15 protein-coding genes are annotated in these 21,179 nt (G+C 29.8%); 8 read left to right on the plus strand and 7 right to left on the minus strand.

Going from position 1 to position 21,179, the window contains the following annotated elements; all coding sequences use genetic code 11:
• Positions 1–104: 104 nt before the first annotated feature.
• The gene (locus ACKTTQ_RS14950; RefSeq protein ID WP_093869749.1) at positions 105–713 is read right to left on the minus strand and encodes a PAS domain-containing protein; all 609 of its coding nucleotides are present in this window, start codon (positions 711–713) and stop codon (positions 105–107) included.
• 135 nt (positions 714–848) lie between these two features.
• Between ACKTTQ_RS14950 and ACKTTQ_RS14955 the strand changes: the two genes are divergently transcribed.
• From ACKTTQ_RS14955 to ACKTTQ_RS14990, 8 genes are all read left to right on the plus strand, one after another.
• Complete coding sequence (locus ACKTTQ_RS14955; protein ID WP_299133204.1) at positions 849–3,131, plus strand: NADP-dependent malic enzyme; 2,283 nt, start codon at positions 849–851, stop codon at positions 3,129–3,131.
• An 80-nt stretch (positions 3,132–3,211) separates the two neighbouring features.
• Positions 3,212–3,793, plus strand: coding sequence for a Holliday junction branch migration protein RuvA (gene ruvA, locus ACKTTQ_RS14960; protein ID WP_093869751.1), 582 nt, complete (start codon positions 3,212–3,214; stop codon positions 3,791–3,793).
• A gap of 20 nt (positions 3,794–3,813) precedes the next feature.
• Positions 3,814–10,899, plus strand: coding sequence for a T9SS outer membrane translocon Sov/SprA (gene sov / locus ACKTTQ_RS14965; RefSeq protein ID WP_299133207.1), 7,086 nt, complete (start codon positions 3,814–3,816; stop codon positions 10,897–10,899).
• 30 nt (positions 10,900–10,929) lie between these two features.
• A complete protein-coding gene (gcvH, locus tag ACKTTQ_RS14970; protein ID WP_093869753.1) occupies positions 10,930–11,310 on the plus strand; it encodes a glycine cleavage system protein GcvH in 381 nt (126 codons plus the stop codon).
• On the plus strand, positions 11,282–11,662 hold the full coding sequence (locus ACKTTQ_RS14975; protein WP_408049693.1) for a VanZ family protein: 381 nt from the start codon (positions 11,282–11,284) through the stop codon (positions 11,660–11,662). Before gcvH ends, ACKTTQ_RS14975 begins: the two co-directional genes overlap by 29 nt.
• Before the next feature lie 61 nt (positions 11,663–11,723).
• On the plus strand, positions 11,724–12,446 hold the full coding sequence (locus tag ACKTTQ_RS14980) for an energy transducer TonB (RefSeq protein WP_093869755.1): 723 nt from the start codon (positions 11,724–11,726) through the stop codon (positions 12,444–12,446).
• A 110-nt stretch (positions 12,447–12,556) separates the two neighbouring features.
• Entirely contained in the window at positions 12,557–13,312 is a 756-nt protein-coding gene (locus ACKTTQ_RS14985; protein ID WP_408049694.1) for an energy transducer TonB, read from the plus strand.
• 45 nt (positions 13,313–13,357) lie between these two features.
• On the plus strand, positions 13,358–13,942 hold the full coding sequence (locus ACKTTQ_RS14990) for an acyltransferase (RefSeq protein WP_113786124.1): 585 nt from the start codon (positions 13,358–13,360) through the stop codon (positions 13,940–13,942).
• 65 nt (positions 13,943–14,007) lie between these two features.
• Here ACKTTQ_RS14990 and ACKTTQ_RS14995 read toward each other — a convergent pair whose 3' ends face one another.
• The 6 genes from ACKTTQ_RS14995 to ACKTTQ_RS15020 are packed head-to-tail and all read right to left on the minus strand — an operon-like array spanning position 14,008 to position 21,121.
• On the minus strand, positions 14,008–15,426 hold the full coding sequence (locus tag ACKTTQ_RS14995) for a mannosyltransferase (RefSeq protein WP_408049695.1): 1,419 nt from the start codon (positions 15,424–15,426) through the stop codon (positions 14,008–14,010).
• Positions 15,427–16,917 carry a cellulose synthase family protein gene (locus ACKTTQ_RS15000; protein WP_093869758.1) on the minus strand — a complete coding sequence of 497 codons (1,491 nt, stop codon included), beginning with the start codon at positions 16,915–16,917 and terminating at the stop codon, positions 15,427–15,429.
• Positions 16,917–17,609: a glycosyltransferase family 2 protein gene (locus tag ACKTTQ_RS15005; RefSeq protein ID WP_299133221.1), complete on the minus strand. Its 693-nt coding sequence runs from the start codon at positions 17,607–17,609 to the stop codon at positions 16,917–16,919. Before ACKTTQ_RS15005 ends, ACKTTQ_RS15000 begins: the two co-directional genes overlap by 1 nt.
• A gap of 3 nt (positions 17,610–17,612) precedes the next feature.
• A complete protein-coding gene (locus ACKTTQ_RS15010) occupies positions 17,613–18,161 on the minus strand; it encodes a toxin-antitoxin system YwqK family antitoxin (RefSeq protein ID WP_233487117.1) in 549 nt (182 codons plus the stop codon).
• On the minus strand, positions 18,151–19,773 hold the full coding sequence (locus ACKTTQ_RS15015) for a 4Fe-4S binding protein (RefSeq protein ID WP_093869760.1): 1,623 nt from the start codon (positions 19,771–19,773) through the stop codon (positions 18,151–18,153). The genes ACKTTQ_RS15010 and ACKTTQ_RS15015 overlap by 11 nt, the downstream gene beginning before the upstream one ends.
• 4 nt (positions 19,774–19,777) lie before the next feature.
• Complete coding sequence (locus ACKTTQ_RS15020; protein WP_408049696.1) at positions 19,778–21,121, minus strand: NAD(P)/FAD-dependent oxidoreductase; 1,344 nt, start codon at positions 21,119–21,121, stop codon at positions 19,778–19,780.
• Positions 21,122–21,179: the final 58 nt, after the last annotated feature.

Below are 21,179 nucleotides of genomic sequence, written 5' to 3' on the forward strand. Positions count from 1 at the left end.
AATACTTTATTTAGTCTAAACAAAAATAATTAAAACAAATAAAACAGTAACCTTAATTTTAAATAAAAGTTACTGTTTTTTATTTTTAAAATAGGGGTGGTTTATTAAAGGAAATCACCAAAGAAAAACCAATTTAAGCCTTTTTTAATTTTATCTTTATTAGCTGGAGTATCGTACTGTTCTTTTTTACTTTCCTCTTTAAATAAATCAACAACAAACTCGTTATAGTTCTTGCCTATTTCTTCTTTTAAATAACCTTCAAAATATAATTCACTGACCTTTTCGCCTTTTAATTTTTCAATGTCAAGTAATGTTTTATATAGTGGCTCAATTTTTTTAATAACACCTTCTGGAACAGCTTTTCTTCGTCCTGTATAACCAGTAACTTCACCTTGTTCATTTTTATCAACTGTAAAATCAGTAATAACCCAATAATATCTTCCAGTTCTAGTTAAGTTTTTAACGATGGCATGAAAGTTTTCGCCTTTTTTTAAAGCTTCCCATAAAACTTTAAATGCTACTTTAGGCATATCTGGGTGTCTAATTATGTTATGAGGTTCGCCAATTAATTCAATGGCACTATACTCACAAGCTTGTGTAAAAATATCATTAGCATATAAAATCGTTCCGTGTAAATCCGTTTTACTTACAATTGTTTGGGTCTTGTCCCATTTTACCTCTTCGTTAATAATTTGTTTTGGGGGAGTTTCCATAATTTAGTTTTTTTATTTTGGTTGCCGCAAAAATCTATTAATAAAGGATAATTAAATATGATTTTTATCAGTTTCTAAATTGTTTTTACAACAGAACAAAATGTATATTTGTCAGTTAATACAAACAACATTATTATGAGCGAATCTAGAAAACGACGAGAAGCTTTATTATATCATGCAAAACCAAAGCCAGGAAAAATCTCTGTAGTTCCTACTAAAAAGTATGCAACTCAACACGATTTGTCTTTGGCGTATTCCCCAGGAGTTGCTGAGCCTTGTTTAGAAATAGCAAAAGATAAAGACAATGTATATAGATATACTGCTAAAGGTAATTTAGTAGCTGTAATATCAAACGGGACGGCGGTTTTAGGTTTAGGAGATATTGGTCCTGAGGCATCAAAGCCTGTGATGGAAGGAAAAGGATTACTATTTAAAATATTTGCAGATATTGATGTATTCGATATTGAAGTTGATGCAACTGATGTAGATAAATTTGTAGAAACTGTAAAAGCAATTGCCCCTACTTTTGGAGGGATTAACCTTGAAGATATTAAGGCACCTGAAGCTTTTGAGATAGAAAGAAGGTTAAAAGAAGAATTAGATATTCCTGTAATGCACGATGATCAGCATGGTACAGCTATTATTTCTGCAGCGGCATTAAAAAATGCTTTAGAAATTAATGGTAAAGATATTTCTAAAGTTCTAATTGTAGTAAATGGAGCAGGAGCAGCTGCGATATCATGTACTCGTTTATATTTAGCTCTAGGAGCTAAAAGGGAAAATGTGATTATGTGTGATAGTAAAGGTGTAATAAGAAACGATAGAGATAATCTTACTTCACAAAAAGCAGAATTTGCAACACATAAAGATGTGAACACTTTAGAAGAAGCAATGCATAATGCAGATGTTTTTATAGGGTTATCTAAAGGTAATGTAGTTACTCCAGAGATGTTATTATCAATGGCAAAAAATCCTATTGTGTTTGCTATGGCAAATCCTGATCCTGAAATTTCTTATGATGTGGCAGTTGCTACAAGAGAAGATATTATTATGGCAACAGGAAGATCTGATCATCCTAATCAGGTTAACAATGTTTTAGGGTTCCCTTTTATTTTTAGAGGTGCATTAGATGTAAGAGCATCAAAAATTAATGAAGAAATGAAAATGGCTGCTGTACATGCATTAGCAGATTTAGCTAAAAAATCAGTGCCAGAGCAAGTGAATATAGTGTATGATGAAATAAGTCTTTCTTTTGGAAAAGATTATATTATTCCAAAGCCATTTGATCCTAGGCTAATTTACGAAATTCCTCCAGCAATTGCTAAAGCTGCAATGGATTCAGGAGTTGCTAAAGAGCCTATTGAAGATTGGGAGAAGTATAGAGAAGAGTTAATGGATAGGTCAGGTACAGGAAGTAAAGAAATAAGATTATTACATAACCGAGCTAAGAAAAATCCAAAAAGAGTTGTATTTACTGAAGCTGATCATTTAGATGTGTTAAAAGCAGCTCAAAGAGTTTATGAAGAGAAAATTGGTATTCCAATTTTATTAGGTAGAAAAGAAGTCATTTTGGAATTAAAAGAAGAACTTGGATTTACAGGTGATGTTCAGATTATCGATCCAAAAATAGATGAAGAAGAGGAAAGAAGAAATCGTTATGCTGATTTTTTCTGGGAAACACGTCAGCGAAAAGGGGTAACTCTATTTGAAGCTAAAAAATTAATGCGTGAGCGTAATTATTTTGCAGCTATGATGGTAAATAGTGGTGAAGCTGATGCTTTGATTACAGGGTATTCTAGGCCTTATTCATCAGTAGTAAAGCCAATATTAGAACTAATAGAAAAGGATAAAGGAGTTACTAGAGTAGCAGCAACAAACCTAATGCTTACTAAGCAAGGACCAATGTTTTTAGCTGATACTACTATTAATATCAATCCAACGGCCAAAGATTTAGCAAAAATTACACAATTAACGTCTACTTTGGCAAAAATGTTTGGAATGAAGCCAAATGTAGCTATGTTAGGTTTTTCAAACTTTGGATCATCAAAGTCAGAAAGTTCAGCAAAAATTAGAGAAGCAGTTTCTTATATTCATAGAAATTATCCAAATGTTGTGGTTGATGGTGAGTTACAAGCTGATTTTGCATTAAACCCAGATTTGTTAGCAAAAGAATTTCCGTTTTCTAAATTAAATGGAAAAAGAGTTAATGTATTGATATTTCCAAACTTAGATGCCGCTAATATTACGTATAAGTTAATGAAGCAGGTAGACGGAGTTGAATCTGTTGGGCCAATTTTGTTAGGTATGAGCAAGCCAGTTCATATATTACAATTAGGAGCTAGTGTTGATGAAATGGTTAATATGGCAGCAGTTGCTGTAGTTGATGCACAAAATAAATCATTAAAAAAAACAATGTAAAAGAGGGTGAAAAACCTTGAAAATGAGTGTTTTTAAAAACAAATATTTTTTCTACTTTAGACAACGCAAAAAATTAATGAATGATAACACAAATTAGAGGAAGACTTGTAGAGAAAAATCCAACCTATGTGGTAGTAGATTGTAATGGAGTTGGATATTTATTACATATCTCTTTAAATACATTTTCTTTATTACCAGAAAATGAGAACATCGTGTTATATACGCATTTATCAATTAGAGAAGATGCACATACTTTGTTTGGGTTTATTAATAAAACTGAAAGAGAAATTTTTAGATTATTAGTTTCAGTATCTGGGGTTGGACCGAGTACAGCAAGGACTATGCTTTCCTCTATGACATCTGAAGAAATTCAACAAGCAATAGCTTCTGAAGATGTAAAGTTAATTCAATCTGTTAAAGGTATTGGTGTTAAAACAGCACAAAGAGTTATTGTTGATTTGAAAGATAAAATTCTAAAAACCTTTGATTTAGATGAAGTTTCATTAAAACAAAACAATACAAATAAAGAAGAAGCGTTATCTGCTTTAGAGGTATTAGGATTTGCTCGGAAACAAGCAGATAAAGTAGTTAATAATATATTAAAAGTAACACCTGAAGCTACTGTAGAAGAGCTTATAAAGCAGGCGTTAAAAAACTTATAATAGAGTTGGGAAAGACATTTATGAATAAATTATTTACAACACTTACTTTGCTAGTAAGTGTTGTTTCGTTTTCACAAAGTATTACGAATAATAATAAACAAGGAGTAAAAAAAGATACAGTTATACCACTTAAGTATAATTTTAATTTTAGTCAAAAAGGAAAACTTTTTTTAAATAATCCCTCACAGTTTCAAGTCAGATACGATAAAGCTATAAATAAGTTTGTAATAGTTGAAAAAATTGGAGATTATTATATAGGGACTCCAGTTTTTATGACTCCAAGAGAATATGAAAAGTATCGTTTAAAAAACGATATGAAAGACTATTTTAAAGAAAAAGTTGATGCAACTAATTCAAGAAAAAAAGGAAATAATAAAGCTAGAAAAAACTTGTTACCAAAATATTATGTGAACTCAAAGTTTTTTGAATCTGTTTTTGGAGGAAATGAAGTTGAGGTTATTCCTAGAGGACAAGTAAATATTAAATTAGGGGGTGTTTATCAAAATAATGAAAATCCACAAATATCAATAGATAATCAAAGTAGTTTTACTTTTGATTTTGACCAACAAATAAGTGCAAGTTTACAAGCCAAAGTAGGAAAACGATTAAAAGTTACTGCTAATTATGATACGCAATCTACTTTTGATTTCCAAAATCTTATAAAATTAGAATACACACCAACTGAAGACGATATTATTCAAGGTATTGATGCAGGTAATATAAGTATGCCTATTAAAAATTCATTAATAAACGGTGCTCAGGCTTTATTTGGGGTAAAGGCAGAATTACAATTTGGAAAAACTCGTGTTACAGCTGCATTTTCTCAACAAAATTCGCAATCAAAAACAGTTGTAGCCGAAGGTGGAGCTACGATTGAAGAGTTTGAATTAAGAGCTTCTGATTATGATAATGATCGTCACTTCTTTTTATCACAATATTTTAGAGAAAACTATAAGGATGCACTAAAACAATATCCTTTAATCAATAGTTCAATAAATATAACCAGAGTAGAAGTTTGGGTTACCAATAGAACACAAAGTGTTACTGACTTTAGAAGTATTGTTGCACTTGCCGATATTGGAGAATCTAAAGATGAAAATAAGGTGAAAACTCAAGTAACTAATAATCCAAACTTAGTTACTGTTAACGGAAAAGTAATACCTTATAATGAAGTAAACGAATTTGGAGGGTTGTTAACAAATACTAGTGGTCTTAGAGATATCGCAACAATGAATAGTACTTTAGATGGAGTTGTTGCTCCTCAAAAAGCTACTCAAGGTACTGATTTTTCATATTTGCAAAATGCACGTAAACTTCAGGCTAATGAATATAAGTTACATCCACAATTAGGTTTTATATCATTAAATAGAAGATTAAATGATGGAGAGGTTTTAGCTGTAGCCTATGAATATACTGTAGTTGGAGCATCTAATAATGAAACGGTTTTTAAAGTAGGGGAGTTTTCAAATGATGGAGTTGTTGCCCCAGCAAATTTAGTAGTAAAATTACTTAGAAGTGAAATATTAACTACGGTTAGAAAAAATTCTGTTACTAATTTAGATGAGTCATTTCCTACATGGAGATTAATGATGAAAAATGTATATGCGATAGGCGCATATCCTTTACAGCAACAAGGTTTTCGTTTTGATTTATTATATCGTGATGATCAAACTGGAACTTTACAAAATACATTACAAAATGCCAGTAATTCCAGTATAAAAGAAACCCCTTTAATGCAAGTTTTACATATTGATAGATTAGATCAAAGTCAGTATGAAGTAGCAGGAGGTGATGGTTTTTTTGATTTTATAGAAGGAGCAACTGTAAATTCACAAAAAGGATATATTATATTTCCAGATCCTGAACCTTTTGGAGAAAACTCATATTTAGATTCAAAATTAGTTGGAGCCGATAAAAGTAAATATCTATTTAAAGACTTATACTTGACAACTAAAATTCAAGCAAAAAATGAATTTCAAAATAAGGATAAATACTTTTTAAAAGGATACTTTAAATCAGAATCAAGTAGAGGAATATCATTAGGAGCATTTAATATTCCGAGGGGTTCAGTAAAAGTTACAGCTGGAGGAAGGCAATTAGTAGAAGGTATTGATTATGTGGTAGATTATCAATTAGGGAGAGTGCAAGTTTTAGACCCTGGATTAGAAGCTTCAGGAACACCTATTAATGCTACTGTAGAAAACAATACTTTTTTTAATCAACAAAGAAAAACATTTATCGGAATAGATGTTGAACATCGATTTGCAGAGAACTTTACTATAGGTGGTACATTTTTAAATGTTAGTGAAAAGCCTATTACTCCAAAAGTTAATTTTGGAGGAGAACCAATTGATAACACAATGATTGGTTTCAATTTAGATTATTCATCTGAAGTACCTTATTTTACGAAACTAGCAAATAAATTACCATATGTAGAGACTGATGTTCCTTCAAAAATATCAGTAAGAGCTGATATGGCGTATTTACTACCAGGATCACCTAGCGGTATTGATGTAAATGGAACAGCTACCTCATATTTAGATGATTTTGAAGCATCACAGATTCCTATTAATTTAAATTCTCCTCAGCAGTGGTTTTTGGCAAGTACACCTGAATCACAAGGGTTAGAAGTTGAAGGAAAAGAAGTGAATAATTTAGTTTATAATAATAAAAGAGCTAAGATAGCTTGGTATAATGTCGATCAACTTTTTTATGGAAGTACTAATAGACCAGGTAATATCAATGAAAATGAATTGTCAAGAGATGAAGTTCGTCAAATTAGATATGAAGAATTATTCGATGTAGATTTAGATATTACACAACAAAATTTAGTAAGAACATTAGATTTAGCGTACTATCCTAATGAAAGAGGTCCTTATAATTTTAATACAAATACAACTGAAGTTGATATCGATGCAGGAAATGATAAGGTAACACTTAAAAAACCTGAAGAAAGTTGGGGTGGTATTATGCGCCCATTAACAACAAATAATTTTGAACAGGCAAATGTTGAGTATATTCAGTTTTGGTTAATGGATCCGTATGAAAACTATTCTATAACTGAATCCGAAGGATTACCAGTTGGAGCAAATCCTAAAGATGCAATTAACCATGGTAAGTTATTGATAAATTTAGGAAATATATCAGAAGATATTTTACGTGATGGTAGTAAGCAATATGAAAATGGGTTACCAGAAACAGGCATTAAAACTAATGGTAGTAATGTTAGAGAATCAGTTTGGGGTTACACTCCAATTAATCCTTCCATTTTATATGCTTTTGCTTCAGATGACAATGCTAGAACAAATCAAGATGTTGGATTAGATGGGCTAAGTGATGCCGAAGAGAAAAGTGATTTTCACAGTATATCATCTTTTCCAGCTGAATATAAAGCTTTATCAGATCCGTCTGGAGATAATTTTCAGTTTTTTAGAGGTAGTGAATTAGATGCTGTTAATGCTTCTATTTTAACTCGTTATAAGAATTTTAATAATACACAGGGTAACTCACCTACTTCAGGGCAGTCAACAGAAGCATATCCTACATCATCATCTACATATCCAGATACAGAAGATATTAATAAGGATCAAACGATGAATCCTGTTAATAGTTATTTTGAATATGAAATACCTTTAAATAAAACTGAGTTAGATAAAGGTGTTGGATTTAACAATATAGTTGATGTTAAAAATAGCACAGTTACTTTGTCAAATGGTCAATCAAGAACAACTAGATGGTACCAATTTAGAATACCAGTAAAAGGTGGTACACCAGTAAATGGAATTACTGATTTTAATAGTATTCGTTTTGTAAGAATGTTTGTTACACAGTTTAGAATACCAGTTGTATTACGTTTTGGAGAATTAGAATTGGTTCGTAGTGATTGGAGGAGATACACAAAAAATGTTCCTAATACTGAAATTAATAAATTTGAAATAGGAATTGTTAATATAGAGCAAAATAGTGATAAGTATGCTCTACCTCCTGGTATTGAAAGAGAACAGTTGCAAGGAACGAATAGAGTTCAACGCCAAAATGAACAATCTGTTACTTTAAAAGTTTCTGATTTACCTGCTGATTCACTTAGAACTATTTATAAAAACATAAGTATAGATATGCGTAGATATAAAAATTTACGAATGTTTGTGCATGCTGAAGATCCTAATAGAATAGCAAAACAAGGAGAAAACACTGAAAGTGTAGCTATTATTCGTTTAGGAACAGATTTAAATGAAAATTATTATGAAATTGAAAAGCCATTAATTTACTCTAGTACTTCTGGAACACCTGAGTCAGATAAGGTATGGCCTGAGGAAAATAATTTAGATATTTTCTTAGAAGAGTTAGCTAATCTTAAACTGGAAAGGACTGGGTCTTTAACTGATGTGTTTTCTGGAGTAAGTACAAATGGGTTAAAGATATCGGTAAAAGGTAATCCAACGTTAGCACAAATACGAACAGTAATGTTAGGTGTGAAGAATAATTCTGCTGTACCTAAAACAATTGAGGTTTGGTTTAATGAGTTGCGAGCTGTTGGTTTTGATAATAAAGGAGGATGGGCAGCTGTTTTAAATGCAGATGCTAATTTTGCTGATGTTGCAGATGTGTCAATAGGCGGAAGAATGTCTACAATTGGTTTTGGAAATGTTGAAGATAGAGTACAGCAAAGAAGTATTGAAGAAGTAAAACAATATAATGTAGCAACAAATGTTCAGGTAGGAAAAATGATGCCAAAAAAATGGAACATGCAAATACCTATGAGTTATAGTTATGGAGAAGAGTTTAGAGATCCTAAATATGATCCGCAATTTCAAGATATAAAACTTGAAGATGCATTAGATAAAAACCCTAACAGTAAAAATTCTCAAGATTATACTAGAAGAAAAAGCATAAGTTTCATTAACGTTAAAAAGAATAGAAACCCTGAAAGTAAGAAGAAGCAGAAATTTTATGATGTAGAAAATTTTTCAGTTTCATATTCGTTTAATGAAGAGTTTCATAAAGATTACAATATTCAAAAATATGTCAATCAAAATGTGATGGCTGGAGCTAGTTATAATTTTAACTTTAAACCTTGGATAGTTGAGCCATTCAAAAAATCAAAAATGTTTAGTAATAGATATTTACGATTTATTAAAGATTTAAATATTAATCCTGTTCCTAAAAATATTGCAGTAAATTCAAGAATTAATAGAAATTATAGTGCACAACAATCAAGAAATTTAATAGAAGGGTTATCACCACAGCCTGAACTTAAACAACGTAATTTTGTTTTTGATTGGGATTATACTATTGGTTTTGATTTAACAAAGTCGTTAAAATTAAACTTCAATGCTACTAATAATTATATTTATGATAGTTTTGGTAGGGATGAAGACTTAGAAATATATGATAAGTTTTTTAGTATTGGACGTCCTAATAATTACCACCAAAAATTAAATGCAACATATAAGGTTCCTATTAATAAATTACCTTATTTAAGTTTTATATCTGCTGATTATGGATATACAGCAGATTTTGATTGGAAGGCGGCTTCACAAAGTTATGTAGATAAAGTTGGGAATATGATACAAAATGCCAACACACATAATTTAAACACTACAATAGATTTCGGACGATTCTATAAGGTATTAAAGCTAGATAAATTGCTAATTAGAGGAGCTAAGAAGGGACCAATTAAGAAAGGATCTTTAAAATTAGGAAGTAAACAAGTAGCTCAAAAAGCAAAACTAAAAAAGAATGCTGGTTTTGGAAAAAAAGCATTGAAAGGGTTATATGATGTTTTAACGTCAGTAAAGAGGGCTAAAATTAATTATAGCCAAAACAACGGAACTTTATTACAAGGATACAAACCAACTGTTGGTTTTCTTGGTAGAAATAATTTTGATGGTGGTCTTGCTCCTACTTTTGGGTTTGTATTTGGTAGCCAAACTGATATTTTAAGAACAGCGATTGATAATAATTGGATTATTAGAAGTATTCCTGGGCAAGAATATTATAATAAAAACTATGGTAGAACTAGTAACAGAAAATTAGATTATACCATTTCTGTAAAACCATTAAAAAGTTTAACAATCGATTTTAGAGGTAATAGAATTCAAACGAGTAATATTACCCAACAACTAGATGTAATTTCTGATGGAAATGGTGGTTTTGAACAAAATCCAAATATTAAATCTTTTGAAACAGGAAATTATAGTATCAGTCATTTTATGTTAGGTACAATGTTCACAAATAATGAAGTTTTGTATCAAAACTTTTTAAATTATAGAACAACAATTGCAAATAGATTAGCTACAACAGCTCAACCAGTCAATGGGTTTAAAGAAAGTGGACAACAAGCAATGTTACCAGCTTTTTTAGCAGCTTATTCTGGTAGTAGTCCAAATTCTGTAAGTACAGGAATCTTTAAAAACATTCCTATACCTAACTGGACGCTTCGTTATAACGGTTTAATGAAGTTTAAATGGTTTAAGAAAACATTCTCTTCGTTTACAGTGTCTCATGGATATAAATCGTCTTATACGATAGGTAATTATACTAATAACTTACAGTATGAAGGTCCAACATCAGTCAAAGTAAATACTTCTGGTAATTATCATCCAGAATTATTAATTTCGTCGGCAACTTTAATAGATGAATTTTCACCATTAATTAAGGTTGATTTTAGAATGAAAAATTCATTATCCTTTAAAGGTGAAATTAGAAGAGATAGAAGTTTAACACTAAATTTTAACAATAATACAATAACTGATATAAATGGAACAGAATATGTAATTGGATTTGGATATAAGATAAGAGATGTTAAATTTGTAACCAGATTTACGGGTAAAAAAGAAACATTAAAAGGAGACATCAACTTTAGAGCAGATATATCATTAAGAGACAATTTAACATTAATAAGAAGTGTTGATAAAGAGAACAATCAAGTAACAGGGGGAGAAAGGTTATTTGGAATAAAATTTTTAGCAGATTATAATTTAAGTAGAAATCTAACTGCATCTTTTTATTACAATCACCAAACATTTAATTATGCAGTTTCAACTACTTTCCCTAGACAATCAATCAATGCTGGTATTAATTTAGTATATAACTTAGGAAATTAAAAACAAACAAAAATATAAAACAACAATACAATGAACATTCCATCAGAATTAAAATACACTAAAGACCACGAATGGGTTAAAGTTGAAGGAGACGTAGTAACTATAGGAATTACGGATTTTGCACAAGGAGAATTAGGAGACATCGTTTATGTAGATGTAGATTCTTTAGATGATACATTAGAAATAGAAGAAGTTTTTGGTTCAGTAGAAGCAGTAAAAACAGTTTCAGATTTATTTATGCCTTTATCTGGAGAGGTTACAGAATTCAATGAAGGTTTAGAAGATGAGCCTGAATTGGTGAATTCAGATCCTTATGGAAAAGGTTGGATGATTAAAATTAAAATATCAGATGAATCACAATTAGAAGGTTTATTAAGTGCTGATGCTTATCAAGAACTTATTCAAGGATAAGAAAAACAGAATCATAATAGCGATATTTATTACAATAAGTATCGCTATTCTTAGTTTAATAAAGCTAGGTAAACAACCAATCTCAATTAGCAATATTGATAAAATTGAACACTCAATTGCTTATTTCTTTCTTACTTTTTCTTGGTTGTTAGCTTTAGTTAAAACAAAATATCAAATCTATATTGTATCTATTTGTTGTTTGATTTACGGCATAATTATTGAAGCTTTACAAGCTACAATTACGATATATAGAACTGGAGATTATTACGATGTAATAGCAAATTCAGTAGGAGTTCTTTTGGCATTTATATTATTTAGCGTCTTTTTTTATAAAAAAGATACTATTTGGTAAATTAGCTTGTATAAGTTGAAATAAATTAATTAAATTAGCGAACTATTAAAAAACAGAAAGGATGGAAATCAAAAAAAATCCAAAATCAAACTTAGAGAATTATAGTAAGTTGTTTATGCAACTAGGTTTGGTTTTAGCTTTATTTGTTACATATGTAGCAATTGAAAATAAAACATACGATAAAGAATACGGAGATTTAGGGATGGCTAATATGGCATCAGAAATTGAAGAAGAAACAATCGAAATTCAACCTGAAGCACCAAAGCCACCTCAAAATACACCACCACCACCAGCTCCTGAAAAGATTGAGATAGTAGAGGACGAAAAAGAAGTTGAGGAAACTGTAATCGAATCTACTGAAACTGATGAATCTGAGGCTGTAGAGGTTGAAGAAATTGAAGAGGCTGAAGAAGAAGAAGAAGTTGTAGAAGATGTTCCATTTTCAATTATTGAAGATGTACCTGTATTTCCAGGGTGCTCAGGAACTAAAGCTCAAAAGAAAGCATGTTTAAATAAAAAGATGCAAAGACACGTTCAACGTTATTTTGATGCTGAATTAGCTAATGAGTTAGGTTTAGCTCCAGGGAAAAAGAAAATTTATTTAGTTTTTAAAATAGGTAAAACTGGAAATATCGAACAAATTAATGCTAGAGCACCTCACCCAAGATTAAAGAAAGAGGCTATTCGTATAGCAAAAAAGTTACCTAAAATGTTACCTGGTAAACAAAGAGGAAGACCAGTAAGAGTTGGATATACATTGCCAATTACTTTCAATGTAGAATAGCATAGACACAATATACTTATAGATATAAAAAAGCAACTCATTTTCGAGTTGCTTTTTTTATTGGCACGTTTCTTGATTTTAACACAGCATTAACATTAAAACTTGTAACTATGAAAATGCCAAAAAAAATGCCAAGAAAACAGTTAGAAAAATTTTCAACAATATTTATGCAATTAGGTCTAGTGTTCTCTTTGTCTATTGTATACTTTGCTTTAGAATATGAAACTAAAGAAAAAGGAAATATGCCTGTTACTTTTGGAGAAGAAATACCTAAGAATTATTCAATTGACGAATTACCTAAAATATTTGTTAAGCAAGTAAAGAAGAGTGCTATTAAAACAGCACCAAAAAAGCAAGTAAAGCTTGACTTAACAAAAATTAAAAAGGTTGATAACGATGAAGTAATTAAAAATGTTATTGATTTACCTGTAACAGATAATGAGCCTATAATAGATGTAACTGATTTGCCAGAGTCTGATGAGGATGAAATAATTAATAAAAATGATGATCCTGTAACTATGCGTAACTTACAAAATGCACCAATTTTTAGAGGCTGTGAAGGGTTAAGTGAGAAACAAGGTAGAAAGTGTTTGGAAAGAAAAATAAAACAGCATGTGCAAAGATACTTTAATTCAGAAATAGCGCAAGATTTAGGGATGAGATCTGGTAAGTATAGAATATCAACACAATTTGTAATCAATAAAGAAGGAAATATTGTAGATTTAAAAATAAGAGCACCACATATAAAGTTAAAAAAGGAGGTTAAAAATTTAGTAAATAAAATTCCTAAGTTTACACCAGGTAAACAAAATAATGTACCAGTAAAAGTAAGATATACACTGCCCATAACATTCATGGTAGAATAATTTTAAAAACTCAACTTTTTAAGTTGAGTTTTTTATTTTTGTAATATGGGTAAAATAAAAAGATTTTTTTCACATGAAACATCTATTATTGATGATGGATGTATTATAGGTGAAAGAACTAAAATTTGGCACTTTAGTCATATAATGCCTGACTGTATTATAGGAAACGATTGTAATATTGGCCAAAATGTAGTTGTCTCTCCAAAAGTAGTTTTAGGAAATAATGTTAAAGTTCAAAACAATGTTTCTATATATACTGGAGTGTTTTGTGAAGATGATGTTTTTTTAGGACCTTCTATGGTTTTTACAAACGTAATAAATCCAAGAAGTGCAATAAAAAGACAAAATGAATTTCAAGTAACAAATGTTAAAAGAGGCGCTAGTATTGGAGCTAATGCAACAATTGTTTGTGGTAACACAATAGGAGAATATGCTTTTGTAGGAGCTGGAGCAGTAGTAACGAAAAATGTGCTACCCTATGCGTTAGTGGTAGGGAATCCATCTCAACAAATTGGTTGGGTTAGTGAATTTGGACATCGTTTAATTTTTGATAAAAATGGAATTGCTGAGTGCGTTGAGTCAGGTGACAAGTATATAAAAGATAATGGATTAGTTGATAAAATGAACTAGAAAAATAGTCTTGATTATGAAATAGTTATTTTTTTGTAAAAAAATTTTGTAAAAAATAAAAATATTTATATATTTGAGTTGTGGTTGAACAAACCACTTTCTTTTTCTTTTTCATAGCAATTTTTCCCACTCAATTTTTGAGTGGGTTTGTTTTTTATAAACACTTCATAAATTAAAAATCCGTATACAATTAAATATTCTAAGGTAATAAACCATAGGTTTTCTTTCCATGGAGTATTGGCGTAAGCTTGATAACTTAAAATAACTACCAAACTCCAAATAATTGGAAAACGGTATTTTGTAAATACAGCAAGTATAATAAGAGTCGATAAGTACCATGGATGCATGGTTGTTGTTGTAAAATAATAGAAAGATAAACCAAATAACATGGAGGTTATTATTTGTTTCATTGAGTTGTTTTTCTTGTAAAAACTAATTAAGCTTAGAAAAACTATTGTTAAAGCTGGCATTATTTTACCAATAATAGCGATTTCATTATACCCTCTAAACAAATATCCTATTTCTCTAGCTAAGTAATAAATACTAGCATTAAATTCAAAATTTTTAAACCATAATCCTACAGATTTACTGTAGTTACTAATAAACGTAGAAGAAAAAAATGGAAGAAACAATAAACATATAGTTACAAAAATTACAAGATAGAATCCAATTAGTTTTTTTAAGCCTTTAAAAATTGTTTCCTCTTTTTTTATAAATAATTGATAAAATATAGGTAGAAATAGCAGAGGGATTAACTTAACAGATATTGAAACAGCAAATAAGACACCAGCTAGTACCCAATTTTTTTGATTCAACTTATATAAACCCCAAACTAAAAAGAATAACATTACAGGTTCAAAATGTAAATTACCTGTTAGTTCAATAATAACAAATGGATTTAATAGGTATAAAAAAATATTAGATGCTGGTAATTGTAGTTTTTCTAACAGTTTTTTACCATAAAATAAAATACCAATATCAGCTAGGATTATAATTAATCGCATAACAATGACTGACCCTATGATGCTATTATTAGCAATCAATGAAGCAATAAAGAAGCATAGCTGGTTAATAGGAGGGTAATTTGTATAATGGCTACCATTCATTGCTCCCATACCATTATATAATTCTACAGCCTGGTTAATGGGGTAGTTTCTTTGTTCAATAAATGTTTCAGGTAATGATAAATATGGATTATAACCTTCTAAAAGCATTCGTCCATCCCATATAAATCGATAAAAATCTTGAGATAAATTTGGATCTGAAAATAAAAAAATGAATCTAAATAAAATAGAAATATAAACTAAAAAACTAAAATCTGTAATTCTACTTCTGTATAAATAATAGGAGCAACTAAATAAACTAATCCATAAAAAAAGTAATTTATAAAAAGATGTTCTTTCTAATAAATAAGCAAATAAAAAATATAAGATTAGTGCAAAACCTGTTAAAATTATGTAATTATATTTTTTGTAATTCCACATTTATGCTTTAGAAAAAATTGATTTAAAAAACACATAACTGAAGCCAATAAATAGCATTAAGTGAAATGGAAATAAACCAAAATCACCACCCTGATCGCCAACTATAAAAGCGCTATACATACCAAAAGCAAAGTAAATAGCCAAAAGGCCTTCAATAATAACATTTGGTGAAATTTTTGCACGTATATATTTATTGTTTTTCCAATTGTCTTTAAGTGACTTAATATTGAATTTTGGTGTTCTTACAAATTCACTTTTTTTACCAAAATGACCTTCAAAAACAGCTATAGTATTATGTAAAGAAAATCCCATTGCAATAGAAAAGAATGAAAAGAATGCTCCGATATATTTTATAAAATTAAAAAATCCAGTTCCGTACGTTTTTTTGTACATATACCAGTAACATATAAAAAAAATAATAGTACTTACAACGAAAAAACTCATGACTAGAAAGTAAAGTCTTAAATGTCCATATTCGTTTTTTATATATAACATAGGAATACTTAAAACTGCAACCAAAAATATACAAGTAAACATTGAGCTATTTAATAAATGTAAAACTCCATGAACTTTAGTTTTAAAAGAAATGTTTTTACTCACAATGATCTTTTTTAACATCTTTTGAAAGTTTTCAGCTCCACCTTTATTCCATCTAAATTGTTGAGAACGAGCAGCACTGATAATAACTGGCAATTCAGCAGGAGTTTCAACATTTTCTAAATACTTAAATTTCCATTTTTTTAATTGAGCTCTATAACTCAAATCCAAATCTTCAGTTAAAGTATCTCCTTCCCAATTTCCAGCATCATAAATACATTCTTTACGCCATATACCAGCAGTACCATTAAAATTGATAAAATGCCCTTGACTATTTCTTCCAACTTGTTCTAGTGTAAAATGTGCATCTAAAGCAAACGCTTGAATTTTTGTTAAAGTAGAATAGTTTCTATTTATGTGTCCCCAGCGAGTTTGTACAACTCCTATTTCTGGATTTTTAAAAAAAGGAACTGTGTTCTCTAGCCAACAAGGTTTTGGTAAAAAATCGGCATCAAAAATAGCAATGAATTCTCCTTTTGCAATTTTTAACCCTTCTTTTAAAGCTCCAGCCTTAAAGCCAGATCTATTTTCTCTTCTAATATGTTGAATGTCTAGTCCTGATTCTTGAAGTTTCTTAATATGTTTCTCTGTAGAAATTACTGATTCATCTGTAGAATCATCTAAAACTTGTATTTCTAATTTTTCATTAGGATATTTAATTTTTGCAATATTATCTAACAAACGTTCCATTACGTATAACTCATTATATACAGGAAGCTGTATAGTGATAAAAGGAATTTCATTAGGATTGCTTAAATCAAGTTTAGGAGAGTCATCTTGCTTTTTTCTAGCTTTTAAATAATTAAAGAGTAAGTTTAATTGTGCTAACGCATACATTAAAATAAGAATCAATGATACTGTATATAATGTAATTATTGTGTATTGTAAAACCATTATTTAAAACTGTATTTAAATATCCAACCTAAAATTTTAAAGCCAGCTAATATACTGCCTTTTACTGTTCCAGAAACCTTAGAAATACCAATACGATTACGATATTTCATAGGAACTTCAACATACGTTAATTTTTGTTTTAATGCTTTTAATTGCATTTCTACTGTCCATCCATATGTTTTGTCTTCCATATTTAAGTTTAGTAGTTTTTCATATTTTATAGCTCTAAACGGACCAAGATCAGTAAAGTTTGCACCAAAAAAAAGTTTCATTAAAAAGGTTGCTAACCAATTGCCGAATATTTGTTGTGGAGTCATAGAACCTTGTTCACGTAGTCGCTTTACTCGTGATCCTATTACAAAATCAATATTATCATTTATAATTGGTGCAATAACTTCTGTAAGTTGTTCAGGATAATCAGAGTAGTCCCCATCAAGAAAAACAACAACTCTAGGTTTTTTTGTTTGATTAGCAATGTACTCCATTCCTTTTAAACAAGCATATCCATATCCTTTTCGATTTTCTAGTAATACTGTTGCGCCAGCATTTTTAGCATTTATTTCAGTGTTGTCTGTTGAGTTATTACTCACAACAATAATTTCATCTACTACAGAAGGGATGTCTTTAATGACATTAGCTATTGAATCCTGTTCATTATATGCAGGAATAATAACTTTTATTAGTTGATTCATCTTTTATTTTAAATCCGTCAAATTATTTTCTTCTTTAAATGAAGAAAAATCCGTCCATTCATTTACTTTTTTACCATTTCTAAACCTCACAGCTTTTACTAATTCCTTTTTTTTATAAACTAGGCAATACCCATGTTTTTTGTTGTTTTTAAGTTGGCATTTATGGTTTATAGTACCTTTTTTATCATAATATAACCACCATTTATTTTGTTTACCTCCTATAAAATGCCCTTCTTTTTCTTTTGATGAATTTTTACGGTAAAAGTACCAATACTTTACTGGAAAATTAGCTTTAAAGTGTCCTTGTTTTTTTAAAACACCATTTTTGTAATAAAACTTCCAAAAATCTACTTTTTTATTATTATTTAACCAGCCTTCTTCTTTTAAATTTCCATTATTATAGTAAACTTTAGAATATTTTTTTTGAGCATATAATATAGAAGTCAATGAAAAGAATATTATAAAAATGATAATTCTTTTTTTATATGACAGTAATGAAATACTCTTCCTTTTTTTAGAAGAATAAATAGCATGTAACCTTTTATTTCTCATTAACTAGTTTCATTAAATCAACATCATTACCTAATAAAACTTCTGTTGGGTTAATACGACCTTCTTCTGGGCCATTTTCTAGTTTTAAAACACCTCTAGGACATACTGCTGAACAAATACCACAACCTACGCAACTTGCTCTAACAATATTTTCTCCTTTTTGGGCATATGATCGTACATCAATTCCTTGTTCACAATACGTAGAACAATTACCACAAGAAATACATTGACCTCCATTGGTAGTAATTCTAAAACGAGATTTAAAACGTTGTACCAGTCCCATGTATGCTGCTAAAGGGCAACCAAAACGACACCAAACTCTGTTTCCGAAAATTGGATAAAACCCAGTTCCAATTACACCAGCAAACCAAGCTCCAATTAAAAAACTATAAGTATCTTTAATCCATTGAGATTTTATGCCTAAAAACGATTGTGTACCAGTAAAATAACAGTACAAAGTTACTATTGTCATAACTAAAGAAAATACTAAAACAGAATGAATTAACCAACGTTCAAGTTTCCAAGCATTCATACTTTTATTTGAATGTTGTCTGTAAGGATCCCCTAAAGTTTCAGCTAAACCACCACAACCACAAACCCATGAACAGTACCATCTTTTTCCAAAGAAATATACCATTACAGGAACAATTACCAATGTAAGTAGTATTCCCCAAACTAAAATAAATATACCTATTGACCCGCTACTGGTTAAGCTATCTAAATTCCATTCAAAGAAAAAATCATAATCCAAAGGAAATGCATTTTTAAAATCATATCCAGGCATGTTAAGGCTAGTCATGATTTCAGGAATTAAAAAAGCAAATACAATTTGAAAAAATAAAACTGAAGTCGTTCTTATAATTTGATATTTATTATGTCTGTATTTTATATACATTCTTACAGCCATAACAAGCATAATAACACAATATAAAAAACCATATACAAACCATTGACTAGCTGGCCCACCATTAAGTGATTTACTAATCGGATCTAAAATATAAGTCCAATTAACCACATAATCTGGTAAGAAGTATAATAATAAATAGAATGATACAAGATATATAAGTACCAACCATGCTATCCAACCTTTATTAGTTGAAGAGTCTAAGTAAATTCCGTTATTTTTAATTCCTTCATTTCCTAAAAGAATAAAATTAGGAAGTATAAATAAAAGTGCCCCTATAATACCTAATCCAAAAGTAAGTAGCCAAAGTAAGCCAGCATTATTTTTCATTAATCCTTTACCAGCTTTTTTTGCTAATTCATAACTTAAAGTATGTGGCTTTCCATATATTTTGAATTGATATTGTTCTCCTTTTTTTGCCCAGTTTTTTTCTGAATCATATTTTGAAATCAATTGATCATAATGATCATTAGAATTTTTATATGCATTTCTAACTCTACTAGAAAATTTAAAAATATTTAAATCTTCATTTGTAACAATAGCACTGCTAAGTTCTTTTTTTATGACTTCACTTTTATAACCTTTTTCGTTAATAAAAGAATTCAATTCCGATTCAGTTAAACTAAAAGAACCTGTAAAAATGGTTCCTGTAAAAATGGCTAGTCCTATTAAGAATAGTATTAATCCTATTTGTTTTATTGTTTTCATATTTTTAAGCTTTGCTAAAGATTCGTTTCCAGCTTTTCTTTTTTAGTTGAATGTTGGTGTTGTTTTCTTGATTGAATTTAGCTACAATTTCAGCTTCATGTAATTTGTAAAATTCAGGGTCGAAGTTAGCATCTGATAAATGTTCAAGAACGTATTCAACAGTTTGTTTTTCAGTTAAAACTCGATCAAAAAACTCATGTCTCATCCTAATTCCAAAGGTGTTAATACCAATAAATTCATTCGTTTTTTTGTTAAAATTTATATGAATACACTTCTTTCCACTTTCATGTTCCCAGTAAAAACGACTTTCATTTTTCTTAGGTTCAGCCCAAACCCAACCATAAGTTTGATATTCTATATCAATAAACTTGGCTGAATTAAACCAGTGTCCAGGTTTGTATTCTATGCGATTACCACAAATTGTTTGAGCAACAGTTTCTCCCATCATTCTTCCAGTATACCATACTGCTTCAATAGGACGTCTTTGCCCAATAGATTCATGTTGTTCGGCACAATCTCCAATAGCATATATATTTGAGATATTTGTTTCTAAAAAACGATTGACTTTTACTCCACGTCCAATTTCAATTTCAGAATCTTTTATAAAATCAACATTTGGAGAAACACCAGCAGTTAAACCAACAACATCACAAGAAATTTCTTCACCAGTTTCAGCAATAACAATAGAGGTGGCTTTGCCGTTTTGATCAGTTTTTATCTCTTTTAAATTAACACCTAAACGTAAATCTATATGATTATCAATAATTTCATTATTAATCATAGCAGATTCTTGTTTAGGTAAAACAGTATTCCAAAAACTAGTTTCACGAACAAGAAAAGTAACTGGAATGTTTCTGCTGTGAAGCATCTCTGCTAATTCAATACCAATTAACCCGCCACCTACAATAACAGCTCTTTTACATGTTGCATTATCAGGAGCATATTTTTCTAATTTCTCTAGGTCTTGTTTATGGTACATTCCCATTACTCCTTTAGCATCTTGTCCTGGCCAACCAAACTTATTAGGTTTAGAGCCCGTAGCTATAATTAAAGTATCGTAATTAACGGTTTCACCACCCTTAAGTTCAATTTCATTTTTTGATGAATGAACTTTAGAAACGAACCCTTTTTTTAAATTGATATTGTTTTTTTTCCAAAACCAAGGTTCATAAGGCTGTGTGTGTTCAAACTTCATATGTCCCATGTAAACATACATTAGGGCTGTTCTTGAAAAAAAGAAATCTGTTTCTGAAGATATGATAGTGATCTGTTTGTCGGATAGTTTTCTAATATGTCTAGCAGCAGTGACACCAGAAATACCATTACCAATAATTACAACGTGTTCCATAAATAAGTTGATTTGCAAATTAGGTCGCACTTAAAGTTAAGAACTTAATTTGAGTATT

Origin of the sequence: Tenacibaculum halocynthiae, from assembly GCF_964512825.1 — a bacterium.
GTDB lineage: Bacteria > Bacteroidota > Bacteroidia > Flavobacteriales > Flavobacteriaceae > Polaribacter > Polaribacter halocynthiae.

What these genes read in the sequence shown, in the direction of transcription:
- ACKTTQ_RS15010 (WP_233487117.1), bottom strand. Translation starts at nt 18,161, where the DNA reads ATGAGAAATAAAAGGTTACATGCTATTTATTCTTCTAAAAAAAGGAAG.
- sov (WP_299133207.1), top strand. Translation starts at nt 3,814, where the DNA reads ATGAATAAATTATTTACAACACTTACTTTGCTAGTAAGTGTTGTTTCG.
- ACKTTQ_RS14955 (WP_299133204.1), top strand. Translation starts at nt 849, where the DNA reads ATGAGCGAATCTAGAAAACGACGAGAAGCTTTATTATATCATGCAAAA.
- ACKTTQ_RS15015 (WP_093869760.1), bottom strand. Translation starts at nt 19,773, where the DNA reads ATGAAAACAATAAAACAAATAGGATTAATACTATTCTTAATAGGACTA.
- ACKTTQ_RS14975 (WP_408049693.1), top strand. Translation starts at nt 11,282, where the DNA reads ATGCTTATCAAGAACTTATTCAAGGATAAGAAAAACAGAATCATAATA.
- ACKTTQ_RS15020 (WP_408049696.1), bottom strand. Translation starts at nt 21,121, where the DNA reads ATGGAACACGTTGTAATTATTGGTAATGGTATTTCTGGTGTCACTGCT.
- gcvH (WP_093869753.1), top strand. Translation starts at nt 10,930, where the DNA reads ATGAACATTCCATCAGAATTAAAATACACTAAAGACCACGAATGGGTT.
- ACKTTQ_RS14990 (WP_113786124.1), top strand. Translation starts at nt 13,358, where the DNA reads ATGGGTAAAATAAAAAGATTTTTTTCACATGAAACATCTATTATTGAT.
- ruvA (WP_093869751.1), top strand. Translation starts at nt 3,212, where the DNA reads ATGATAACACAAATTAGAGGAAGACTTGTAGAGAAAAATCCAACCTAT.
- ACKTTQ_RS14995 (WP_408049695.1), bottom strand. Translation starts at nt 15,426, where the DNA reads ATGTGGAATTACAAAAAATATAATTACATAATTTTAACAGGTTTTGCA.
- ACKTTQ_RS15005 (WP_299133221.1), bottom strand. Translation starts at nt 17,609, where the DNA reads ATGAATCAACTAATAAAAGTTATTATTCCTGCATATAATGAACAGGAT.
- ACKTTQ_RS14980 (WP_093869755.1), top strand. Translation starts at nt 11,724, where the DNA reads ATGGAAATCAAAAAAAATCCAAAATCAAACTTAGAGAATTATAGTAAG.
- ACKTTQ_RS14950 (WP_093869749.1), bottom strand. Translation starts at nt 713, where the DNA reads ATGGAAACTCCCCCAAAACAAATTATTAACGAAGAGGTAAAATGGGAC.
- ACKTTQ_RS14985 (WP_408049694.1), top strand. Translation starts at nt 12,557, where the DNA reads ATGAAAATGCCAAAAAAAATGCCAAGAAAACAGTTAGAAAAATTTTCA.
- ACKTTQ_RS15000 (WP_093869758.1), bottom strand. Translation starts at nt 16,917, where the DNA reads ATGGTTTTACAATACACAATAATTACATTATATACAGTATCATTGATT.